Below are 7570 nucleotides of genomic sequence, written 5' to 3'. Positions count from 1 at the left end.
TGTGTAGAACTTCAGCGCGAACCCACGAACGTCGCGCCAGGTGTCCGGGCTGCCCCGCTCTCCGGCCACCGTGGAGAACCGGGCCAGCATCTCGGTTTTGGCGCCCGGCGCAAACACCGCCGCCCTCGTGTACATGCTGACGTCGGCGGTCACCTCGAAGCGACCGAACGCACCCCCGCCCTTGGCGTGCGGTTGACGCTCCGGGGTGCGTTCCCGGTTGAACATCGCCATCTGCTCGATCAGGTAGTGGTCCTGAAGCAGGATCGGACCGTCGGGTCCCACGGTCAGCGAATCGGTGTCGCTCGGCGCTGGGGCGCCGGCGTCGGTGGTGGTGTAGCTTTCGGCCATCGGCCTACCTCCTCGCTGTGTCCAAAGCTGTGTTCGGGGCTCTGTTCAGCGCGACATTATGCCTGTTGAAGGATGAATTGTCCGTGATTCCGCGTCTTGCCACACTGCGCTCGAGTCGGCTGTTGCGGCAGCCACAAGGGGGGGCTATGGCGGACGTGGCGCAATGACCTTGTCGCTGCCGGACCTCGACCGCTGGGATCCTGACGCGATCAGCACGGTTTTCCAGGCAGCGATCGCCCGCGGACACCGCACCCGCATCGCGTCGGCAGCCATCGGGGAGACCATGGTGTTCCTGGATTGGGACGGTGACACCGCGGCGGCGGCCCGGGCCGCCGCCCATCGCACGATGCTCGACCTCAACGCTCACGCCGAAGCCTGCGAGGCGGTGGGGCGCGCCGCGGAAAAGGCGGCGGCGGAGGTCGCCGCTATCACTTTGCGGTTGCGCCAGATCCGCCACACGGCTCGCGATTACCACCTGCGCATCGACGCACAGAGCGCGACGGTGGGTCTGCCGACGAACATGCTGTCATTCTCGCCGGCGCAGCAGTGGCGCATCATGGATGCGCAGATACAGGTTTCATTGGCGATTCGGCAACTGCTGCAAGACGCCGAGAGCGCCGACGAAGACCTGGCCGCGGCCATCCGCGGCGCCGACGGCGACCTGTCACCGAGAAAGGTCCGCGCCGAAATCAGCGCCGGACCGTTCCCGGTGCCCGTTCCTCCGCCGCCCGAAGCCACCCCCGAGGAGGTCGGCACCTGGTGGGGCTCCCTCAACCCGTCCGAGCAGAGCGGGGTCAGACGGCGCTTCGGCGATTCGATCCGCAACCGCGACGGCATCCCCGCCGACACCCGCAGTGAACTCAACCTGGCCGCGCTCCCCGGCGAGATCGCCCGGCTGGAAAACGGCTGGCTCGACCGCAATGGATGGCACACCAACCCGGGCAAGATCGCCGACCTGACCGCGCTGCGGAATACCCTGGCAGGGGAACGCGGCAGCGAGGTGAAACTGCTTCTGCTCGATACCACGAGTCACCCGGGCAAGGTGCTGGCCGCCGTGGCGATCGGTGACGTCGACAACGCCGAGCGCGTCGGAGTCACGGTGGGAGGCCTGAACACCCGGGTCAGTTCCAGCGTCGAGAAAATGGTTAGCGAAGCCCGAACCCAGCGTGACAACGCGAGCCGGCTGCGTGATGAGGCGGGCCGGCCCAGCGCCGATGCGGTCGCGTCGGTGGCCTACCTGGGCTATGACGCGCCCGACAATATCTACGACGTGATCCACGATGATCTCGCGCACGCCGGCGCCGAACGGCTGAATCACTTCTACAAGGGATTGGCGGCATCCACTAACGCTGCGAATCAGCATATTACGGCATTCGGGCACTCCTACGGTTCGCTCACCACCAGCCTGGCGCTACAACTGGGTGCGCCGGTCGATGACGTCGTCCTTTACGGCTCGCCGGGAGCTGAGATCACCGACGCAGCACAACTGGGCGTCGAGCCCGGACACGCCTACTACATGATCGGCGTCCACGACCAGGTCGCCGGCACCATCCCCATCGCGCATAATTTCGGTCCCGGTCTTTTCGAGGTACCGGGCATGTTCGAGCTTTCCGCCGACAGCGGGGTCGCTCCGGACGGTAAGCTGCACGAGAAGGCGCACGGTCACTCCGAGTATCCGCAACTGGGCAGCAACGACGAGTTGCGCATGAGTGGCTACAACATGGCCGCGGTGCTGGCCGGACTCCCCGACAAAACCGTCAGGCCGTATGCCCTGGCCCCCGGACCGATTTTCGGTCCACCCGAGCCATCTCGCCCCTTTTGGAGACACCCGGCATGAGACGGACACTACGGACCCCATGGATCTCGTTTGGGTTGCTGGTCGGCGCCGCCATGGCGCTCAGCGGATGCATCAAGCCGACCACGTTCAACCCGTACGCCAACCCGGGACGCCATGAACTGGACCGGCTGCAAAAAGTCGTCAACCAGCGCCCCGACCTGGAACCCGTCCAGCACCAACTGGCCGAACTCGACAGAGTGATCCGGGCAGCGATCGCGAAATACTCGCCGCGAACCAAATTCTCAACGCTGCACGCGGAAAGCCCGTCCAATGGCTGCGGCGAACCGTTCGACCGCACCATCGGGGCGCAGGAACACAGCGCGATGTTCTCCGGCAGGCCTGCACCCACGGCCGAGCAGTGGCTGCAGATCACCACCGAACTGGAGCCGGCGTTCGCGGCGGCCGGATTTCACCAAAACGACCTGCTACCCGGTCAACCACCACGACCACTCGGCTCGCCGAACGACTCGCAAAGACGCGACGACGGCGCGTTGATCAATTTGGTCAACCTCGGTGTCGGCCGGCCGTTGGACTACTCCTACAGCACCGGCTGCCACCTGCCGACCGATTGGCGCACGGCCCCACCACCACGGACACTGCGCCCCGCCGGCGACCCCGACGTCCGCTACCCGTACCTGTACGGCTCACCCGGGGGCCGCACCCGCGACGTGCCCTGACGACTGCCCGCGTCTACCGACGTCTACCGGCGCCGAGACCGCAGGTAGTCACCGACCACGGCCGCACCCAGACCGTCGACGTCAGGCACCACCACCCGGCCCGCCACCCGGCGCGCCACCTGGTCGATGAACCGGGCCAGCCCGGGGTCGCTGCCCAGCCGGAAGATCGTCATCTGCGCACCGATGCGGGCGACGTCGTCGAAGCCCTTGACCGTGTAGGCGATGGTCCGTGGATGAGGCGGATAGTCGAAAAACACCGCCGATCCATCCCCGTCGATGTCTTCCAGATGCGCCGTCGGCTCGCCGTCGGTGACTACCAGCACCACCGGTTGGGCGTTGGGATGGCGGCGCAGATGCCGACCGGCGAGCGCCAGCGCGTGGTGCAGGTTGGTTCCCTGCTCGTAAACACCCTCTAAACCCATCAGCTCCGTCGGCGTAACAGTGCGCGCATAGCGCCCGAATGCGATGATCTGCAACGCATCCGAACGAAACCGGGTGCTGACCAAGTGGTTCAGCGCCAGTGCCGTCCGCTTCATCGGCAGCCAACGATTCTCCATCACCATGGAGAACGACGTGTCCACCAGCAACGCCACCGCGGCCTGGGTGCAGGTCTCGGTCTCGGAGACCTCGACGTCGTCGACAGCGATGGCAATCCGCGAATCCGGACGGACCGGGCTTCCCGCCTGCCGCAGCACCGCGTTGCTCAGCGTGCGGGTGACGTTCCACGGCTCGGTGTCGCCGAACTGCCAGGGGCGCGTCGCGCCGGTCAACTCGCCGGCGGCCCCGGCCCGGCGGTGGTCCCGCTCACCGCGGCGCCCGGACAGTTGCTGTGCGACATCGCGTAGCGCCGTCTGGCCCAGCTGGCGCATCGCCTTGGGCGAAAGCCTCCACTGCCCGTCGGACCCGCGGTCGAAAAACCCCTGGCTGACCAGTGCTCGTTCCAGCTCGGCCAACGTCCGGGCCTCGACGGCCGCTTGGTCGCCGAGTTGGCGGGCCAGCGCGTCCAGGTCGACGTCGTCCATGGTGGCGCCGGGATGGCTCTGCGACAGCTGCTCGGCCAGCTGCTCCAGCTCACCGATGTCGGCCAGCGCTCGGGCGCCCTCCCCCATGCCCAGCGGGTTGTCCCCGGAGAACTCCGAGGAACCCGTCCAGTCCTCGCCCGGACGCAGCGTCTGCAGGTGTGCGTCCAGCCGGCCCAGCGCCTGCTGCAGCGCAGGAGATCCAAACGCCTGCATGGCCAATGCCTGCAGCTCGGCCCGCTGTTCGGGATTCAGGCTATTGAGGAACCGCTGCGCTGCGGCGGCGCGGCGGGCCAGCGAGTCGATCAACTCCTCGACGTTGCGCGGACGTTCGGGAAAGAACTCGCCGTGTTTATCCATGAAGTTCGCGAAGTCGTCCTGGCTGTCTTTCCCCTGCGCGTGTTTGTCCAACAACTCGTTGAGGGCGTCGAGCATCTCGGTGACCCGTCGGCGGTCTTCGGCGGTGGCGCCGGCCAGCGCCTGTTTCATCCCGGCGAAACGCTGGTCGAGCAGCTCGCGGCCGAGTAGATCCTTGATCTTCTCGTAGGATTCGGCGGCCTCGGCGCTGCGCCAGTTGTAATCGGACAGCTCCTGCACGGCCTTGGCCGGTGACGGCGAAAGAGCCTCCAGCTGCAGCTCGGCGAAGCGGGCGTCGTCATCAAGCGCGCGGGCAAGCTGCTTGCGTTCGGCCAGCACGGCCGCATCGAGCCATTTCTTGATCTCAGCCAGCGTGCCGTCCAAGTTGTTCCGGCGCAACAATTCCCGACGGCGCCGGTGTGCTTCGGCGGCCAACCGGTCGGCGCCGGGCATGTTCTTCGTGCCGCGCCGCAACAGCTCCGACAGCGCCCTTCGTGGTGACGCACCGTCCATGACGTCGCGACCGATCTGTTCCAGCGCCTCGGCCAGATCCACCGGCGGGGCCAGTGGGTCCGGACCGCCGGTGTAGGTCGAGTAGTGTGCTGAACGGCCCCAGGGATGGCCGCGATGACCGCTAGCCATAGACGGTTTCGCCCTCCTCGGACACCTTGTCGATGCGCTTGGCCAGATACAGTGCCTCTAACGCCAATTCGAGTGCGGCGGCGCGCTCACCGTCGGATTCCGCACCCAGCCGGACGGCGATGGTGTCGATGATCGGCAGACCGGGCAACGCCGCCAGCACCGCCTTGGCCGACACCCGCTCTCCGGTGGTCACAGCCGAACCCCGATCGACCGCGGCCACCAGCGGGCCGACATCGATTCCGCCCAGCGCTTTCGACGCGGTGTCGGCGGTGGCGCGGCGCAGCAGGTGTTCGAGCACGGCCTGCTCTCGCCCTTCCTCACCGGACTCGAACTCCAGCTTGCCGCGCAGCACGTCGATGATCGTGGAAAGATCAACCACCCGGGCAACCGGGTCGTTCTCCCCCAGCAGCGCGCCGCGGTGGCGCGCCGACGCCGCCACCGTTTCCGCCGCCGCGATCGCGAACCGTGCCGACACCCCGGAACGCTGGTCGACCGACCGGGACTCGCGCAGGTAGCGGGCGAACCGGGCCAGCACAGTCAGCAGGTAGTCGGGCACCTGCGCGCTCAGGTGCGCCTCCTGGGTGATGACATCCACCTCCGCGTCGATCTCCAGCGGGTAGTGGGTGCGGATCTCGGCGCCGAACCGGTCTTTGAGCGGGGTGATGATGCGGCCGCGGTTGGTGTAGTCCTCCGGGTTGGCGCTGGCCACCACCAGCACGTCCAGCGGCAGCCGCAGCGTGTAGCCGCGCACCTGGATGTCGCGCTCCTCCATCACGTTGAGCAGCGAGACCTGAATCCGCTCGGCCAGGTCGGGCAGCTCGTTGATGGCGACGATGCCGCGGTGCGCACGCGGCACCAGGCCGTAGGCGATGGTCTCCGGGTCGCCGAGGCTGCGGCCCTCGGCGACCTTGATCGGGTCGATGTCACCGATCAGGTCGGCCACCGACGTGTCCGGGGTGGCCAGCTTCTCGGTGTAGCGGTCGCCGCGGTGTCGCCAGGTGACCGGCAGGTCGTCGCCGAGCTCGGCCGCGCGCCGGATCGACTCCGGGGTGATCGGCGAGTAGGGGTGCTCGCCGAGTTCGGCGCCGGCGATCACCGGGGTCCACTCGTCGAGCAGCCCGGCCAAGGCGCGCAGCAGCCGGGTCTTGCCCTGGCCGCGCTCACCGAGCAGCACGACGTCGTGCCCGGCGATCAGCGCGCGTTCTAGCTGGGGCAGCACGGTGTCGTCGAAGCCGAAGATTCCCGGCCAGATGTCGACGCTCTCCGACCCGTCGGAGAGCGCGGTGAGCAGGTTCTCGGCGATCTCTTGTTTGACGCTGCGCTCCCGATGGCCGGCGGCGCGCAGCTCGCCGACGGTTTCGGGGAAGTCGGGTGGGTGATTCAGCGAAGGCACCACTCCACGCTACGGCGGCGACCGGTGGGCGTCACGGACTTGTCTTCCGATCGCCCGGTCCGGGCTAGCATGACGACGGTGACCTCGGCGCCGGCGCCCACTGGAATGACGCCTACCCGTTCGTCCGGCTGCACCAGCTGCGCCACCGTGCTCGGCCAACGGCCTGGCCAGGCGGGATCCGCAGCCGCTGTTCTCCCCCGGACGGGTCACCTTGCGGTCGGTGCTGATGTGCCAGCAGACGTTCAGTGCCGCATTGATCGCCCACCTGGAGCTGCTCGGCGTCACCGACGAGCAACGCAACCGGATCTGCACCACCGTGCCGCATCTGGAGGGCAAGGAGGACCTGCCCGGCTGCCTGCTCACCAGCGTCCAAAACCTGATCAACTGCAACCTGCGGCTACCGCTGTGGCTGCGCCGCAGCCGGCTGTACGTGGCGCCACACCGTTATCTGCTCGGCGGCGCCCAGCTGGCCCTGCTGCAGCGCCGCGCCGTGCGGTCGCTGAACCGGATGTCCGACGCGGAGGCGCGGTGAGGCTGGGGTCGGCGTGAGTATGCTGGCATACATGAAACGGACGACGGTCAAGATCCCTGACGCGCTGGATGCGCGGCTGCGCCACGAGGCCCAGCGACGGAATCTGACCATCTCGGAGGTCAGCCGTGAAGCACTCGAGGCGTACCTTGGTGGGCCGACGGGCCGTCGGCGGCTCAACGCAGCCGCTGCCGGCCGTAGCGGCCGTAGTGATGTCTCCGAACGTATCGAAGAGATTCTGGCTGCCGAGGTCGGACCATAGCGGCGATTGTCGTCGATGCGGGCCCGCTGTATTCCTACGTCGACGCCGACGATGCGCACCATGCGTCGTCGCTGGAGCTTCTGCAGACCCATCCGGGTCCGTTGATCGTCCCGACGCTCGTCATCACCGAGGTGGTCTACCTACTGGGTACCCGGTTGGGTGTCGAAGCTGAGGTGCGATTCCTCGGCGACCTGGCCGAAGGTGCGTTCTCCGTCGCGCCGGTAGCGGCGGGAGATTGGCTCCGGATCGCCGAACTTGTCGCGCGGTACCGATACCTGCCGCTCGGCACCGTCGACGCCGCCGTGGTGACGACAGCGGAAAGGTTGCGCATCAAGGAGATCGCGACCGTCGACCGCCGTCACTTCGACATCGTCCGGCCGTGCCACGTCGAGGCCTTCACACTCCTTCCGTGAATCCGTCGGTGCCGGCGAGGTCGTTTCGCCCAGGAACGATCAGTGCGCGAAGTGGCGCGCCCCGGTCAGATACAGCGTCACCCCGGCGGCGGC

General features: G+C 67.6%; 8 protein-coding genes. 5 read left to right on the top strand and 3 right to left on the bottom strand.

Annotated features, from left to right (window positions below; genetic code table 11):
- A partial coding sequence (locus tag AC2VON_RS02780; protein ID WP_486951569.1) for a catalase occupies positions 1-348 on the bottom strand: 348 nt, incomplete at its 3' end.
- 163 nt (positions 349-511) lie between these two features.
- On the opposite strand from AC2VON_RS02780, the gene AC2VON_RS02775 reads away from it, so the two are divergent.
- Together AC2VON_RS02775 and AC2VON_RS02770 are read left to right on the top strand one after the other, a co-directional pair.
- On the top strand, positions 512-2185 hold the full coding sequence (locus AC2VON_RS02775) for an alpha/beta hydrolase (protein ID WP_486951568.1): 1674 nt from the start codon (positions 512-514) through the stop codon (positions 2183-2185).
- On the top strand, positions 2182-2862 hold the full coding sequence (locus AC2VON_RS02770; protein ID WP_486951567.1) for an LppA family lipoprotein: 681 nt from the start codon (positions 2182-2184) through the stop codon (positions 2860-2862). The genes AC2VON_RS02775 and AC2VON_RS02770 overlap by 4 nt, the downstream gene beginning before the upstream one ends.
- Before the next feature lie 23 nt (positions 2863-2885).
- Here the strand turns inward: AC2VON_RS02770 and AC2VON_RS02765 are convergent, their stop codons facing one another.
- Positions 2886-4880, bottom strand: coding sequence for a vWA domain-containing protein (locus AC2VON_RS02765; RefSeq protein WP_486951566.1), 1995 nt, complete (start codon positions 4878-4880; stop codon positions 2886-2888).
- Positions 4873-6264: an AAA family ATPase gene (locus AC2VON_RS02760; protein ID WP_486951571.1), complete on the bottom strand. Its 1392-nt coding sequence runs from the start codon at positions 6262-6264 to the stop codon at positions 4873-4875. Before AC2VON_RS02760 ends, AC2VON_RS02765 begins: the two co-directional genes overlap by 8 nt.
- A gap of 229 nt (positions 6265-6493) precedes the next feature.
- Here AC2VON_RS02760 and AC2VON_RS02755 point away from each other — a divergent pair, with 229 nt between their 5' ends.
- Genes AC2VON_RS02755 through AC2VON_RS02745 form a run of 3 tightly spaced genes read left to right on the top strand, consistent with a single transcriptional unit; the run spans position 6494 to position 7477 of the window.
- Positions 6494-6805, top strand: coding sequence for a hypothetical protein (locus AC2VON_RS02755; RefSeq protein WP_486951565.1), 312 nt, complete (start codon positions 6494-6496; stop codon positions 6803-6805).
- Between the two features lie 31 nt (positions 6806-6836).
- On the top strand, positions 6837-7064 hold the full coding sequence (locus AC2VON_RS02750; protein ID WP_486951564.1) for a ribbon-helix-helix domain-containing protein: 228 nt from the start codon (positions 6837-6839) through the stop codon (positions 7062-7064).
- On the top strand, positions 7061-7477 hold the full coding sequence (locus AC2VON_RS02745; protein ID WP_486951570.1) for a type II toxin-antitoxin system VapC family toxin: 417 nt from the start codon (positions 7061-7063) through the stop codon (positions 7475-7477). Before AC2VON_RS02750 ends, AC2VON_RS02745 begins: the two co-directional genes overlap by 4 nt.
- Positions 7478-7570: the final 93 nt, after the last annotated feature.

The organism is Mycobacterium sp. TH-M82, from assembly GCF_057473605.1.
This window is presented reverse-complemented; position numbering and strand designations above follow the sequence as displayed.